This window comes from Mycobacterium sp. (genome assembly GCF_039583785.1).
Classification (GTDB): Bacteria; Actinomycetota; Actinomycetes; order Mycobacteriales; family Mycobacteriaceae; genus Mycobacterium.
On sequence record NZ_JAVKSG010000165.1, the window covers coordinates 1 to 2718 of the forward strand.

Here is a 2718-nt window from a genome sequence, read left to right on the forward strand (position 1 = left end):
GAGGCCACCGGCGCGCTGAACAAGGACGGCGTCGCCGACCGTGTCACCTATATCGTCGACCCGAACAACGAAATCCAGTTCGTCTCGGTGACCGCCGGCTCGGTGGGCCGCAACGTCGACGAGGTGCTGCGCGTGCTCGACGCCCTGCAGTCCGACGAGCTGTGCGCGTGCAACTGGCGTAAAGGCGACCCCACGCTGGACGCCGGCGAGCTGCTGAAGGCATCGGCCTGATCGGGGGACCTGATGAGTTGCGCCGCTGACGATGCGGAGCGAAGCGACGAGGAGGAGGGGTGCACATGAGTATCGACAACCTGAAAGAGTCGCTGCCTGAGTACGCCAAGGATCTCAAGCTCAACCTCGGCTCGATCAGCCGCAGCACCGTGCTCAACACCGAACAGCTGTGGGGCACGCTGCTGGCCAGTGCCGCGGCGACGCGAAACACCGAGGTGCTGGCCCAGATTAGCGCTGAGGCCGCCGACGAACTGTCCGCCGAGGCCTACCAGGCGGCACTGGGCGCCGCGTCGATCATGGGCATGAACAACGTGTTCTATCGCGGTCGCGGGTTCCTCGACGGCAAATACGACGACCTACGCCCGGGGCTGCGGATGAACATCATCGGCAACCCGGGCGTCGACCAGGCGAACTTCGAGTTGTGGTCGTTCGCCGTGTCGTCGATCAACGGGTGTGGACACTGCGTCACCGCTCACGAGCACACCCTGCGCGAGGCCGGTGTCGAGCGCGACGTGATCCTGGAGGCGCTGAAGGCGGCCGCAATCGTCGCCGGTGTCGCCCAGGCGATCATCACCGCCCACCCGCCGGCGACCGCCGGCTAGCCCCTCCGGCCCGTAGACTCCGGGCTTGTGGTCGTCAACGACGTCGATCTGCAGCACCTGCGACGCTGCGTCGAGCTTGCCCGCGCCGCACTGGAAGCCGGCCACGGCCCGTTCGGTGCGGTGCTGGTGGGCGCCGACGGTCAGACGTTGTACGAGGACCACAATCGCGTCACCGACCGTGATCAGACCCTGCACGCCGAACTCGGTGTCATCCGGTGGAGCGTGGCGAATGTGGCTCCGGTGCACCGCGTTCGCACCACGCTGTACACGTCCTGCGAGCACTGCCCGATGTGTGCGGCCGCGCACGCATGGGCCGGGCTGGGGCGCATCGTGTACGCGACGGCGAACGACCAGCTGACGTCGTGGCTGACCGAATGGCACGCGACGGCGCCGCCGGTGGCCATGCTGCCGATCAACACGGTGGTGCCCCGGGTCGTGGTCGACGGTCCGGTGCCCGAGTTCGACGAGGAGATGAAAGCGCTGTACGAGGTCAGGTACCGACGATGAGCGGACCCGCCTGGGTCGAGCAGGTGATCTGGTGGCAGGTCTATCCGCTGGGCTTTGTGGGTGCGTTCCCGGCGCCCGCTCCCCCCGATGCTCGCGAGCACCGACTGCGGCGCCTGGTCGAATGGTTCGATCACGCGATCGAGTTGGGCGCTTCCGGAATCGCGCTCGGGCCGATCTTCGCCGCGCGCACGCACGGCTACGACACCGCCGACCACTACCGCATCGACCCGCGCCTCGGTGACGACGACGACTTCGACTTCCTGATCGCCGAGGCGCGGCAGCACGGGTTGCGGGTGCTGCTGGATGGGGTGTTCAACCATGTCGGCACCGATTTCCCGCGTTACCGAGAGGCTTTGGATGACGAGGCGGCTGCGCGCTGGTTCCGCGGCCGACCGGGCCGTTTCCACACCTTCGAAGGTCACGACGGACTGCTGACGCTGAACCACGACAACCCCGAGGTTGCCGACTATACCGCCGAAGTGATGTCACACTGGCTGGGCCGCGGCGCGGACGGGTGGCGACTGGACGCGGCTTACGCTGTGCCGCAACATTTCTGGATGTCGGTGCTGCCGAAGGTCCGTCAGTCGCATCCGGATGCCTGGATTGTCGGAGAACTGATTCACGGCGACTACGCCGCGGTGGTGCGCGACACCGGATTCGACTCGGCAACCCAGTACGAGTTGTGGAAAGCGATCTGGAGTGGTCTCAACGACGGTAACTTCTTCGAGCTGGATCATGCGCTGCAGCGGCACAACGACTTTCAGAAGACTTTCGCGCCGCTGACCTTCTTGGGCAACCACGACGTCACGCGCATCGCCAGCCGGCTCGAGCGCCCAGACTATCTCGCCCACGCGCTCGTCGTCCTGATGACGGTCGGTGGGGTGCCCAGCATCTATGCCGGTGACGAGTTCGGCTACCGCGGTGTCAAAGAGGAGCGGTTCGGTGGTGACGACGCGGTGCGGCCCGAATTCGGCTCTCCCCCAATCTCACTCGATGCCCTCGGGGTCGAGATCTGGCCGCTGCATCAATATCTGGTCGGTCTGCGCCGACGGCACCCGTGGCTGCACGCCGCATCGACGTCGGCGTTGCGGCTGGACAACCGGCAGTACGTCTACCAGGCCCGCCACGGCGATCAGGCCTTGATCATCGCGCTGAACATCGACGAAACTCCGCTGCGATTGCGGTTGGATACCGGCCCCGCAGAAGTCATTGCCGGCAGCGGTGCACCGCCGTCGGAGGTCATTCCCACGGTGTCGGTCGAGCCGCACGGCTGGCGGATTCTGCGGCCGGTCTAGGCCAGTCGCTGCAGCGTCAGCGGGTCTTGCTGGCCCCGGTGGTAGTCGGTCAGCAACTCGAGGCAATCACCGCTGTCGTCTGT

The 2718-nt window shown here is 66.4% G+C and carries 3 protein-coding genes and 1 pseudogene; all 4 read left to right on the forward strand.

Annotated features, from left to right (window positions below):
- Positions 1 to 231 (forward strand): annotated as a pseudogene (locus ABDV69_RS20910) (peroxiredoxin); the annotation flags it as partial.
- 65 nt (positions 232 to 296) lie between these two features.
- Entirely contained in the window at positions 297 to 833 is a 537-nt protein-coding gene (locus ABDV69_RS20915; protein WP_343577714.1) for an alkyl hydroperoxide reductase, read from the forward strand.
- A gap of 27 nt (positions 834 to 860) precedes the next feature.
- The gene (locus tag ABDV69_RS20920) at positions 861 to 1340 is read left to right on the forward strand and encodes a nucleoside deaminase (RefSeq protein WP_343577715.1); all 480 of its coding nucleotides are present in this window, start codon (positions 861 to 863) and stop codon (positions 1338 to 1340) included.
- A complete protein-coding gene (locus ABDV69_RS20925; protein ID WP_343577716.1) occupies positions 1337 to 2635 on the forward strand; it encodes an alpha-amylase family glycosyl hydrolase in 1299 nt (432 codons plus the stop codon). The genes ABDV69_RS20920 and ABDV69_RS20925 overlap by 4 nt, the downstream gene beginning before the upstream one ends.
- Positions 2636 to 2718 lie beyond the last annotated feature (83 nt).

What these genes read in the sequence shown, in the direction of transcription:
- ABDV69_RS20915 (WP_343577714.1), top strand. Translation starts at nt 297, where the DNA reads ATGAGTATCGACAACCTGAAAGAGTCGCTGCCTGAGTACGCCAAGGAT.
- ABDV69_RS20925 (WP_343577716.1), top strand. Translation starts at nt 1,337, where the DNA reads ATGAGCGGACCCGCCTGGGTCGAGCAGGTGATCTGGTGGCAGGTCTAT.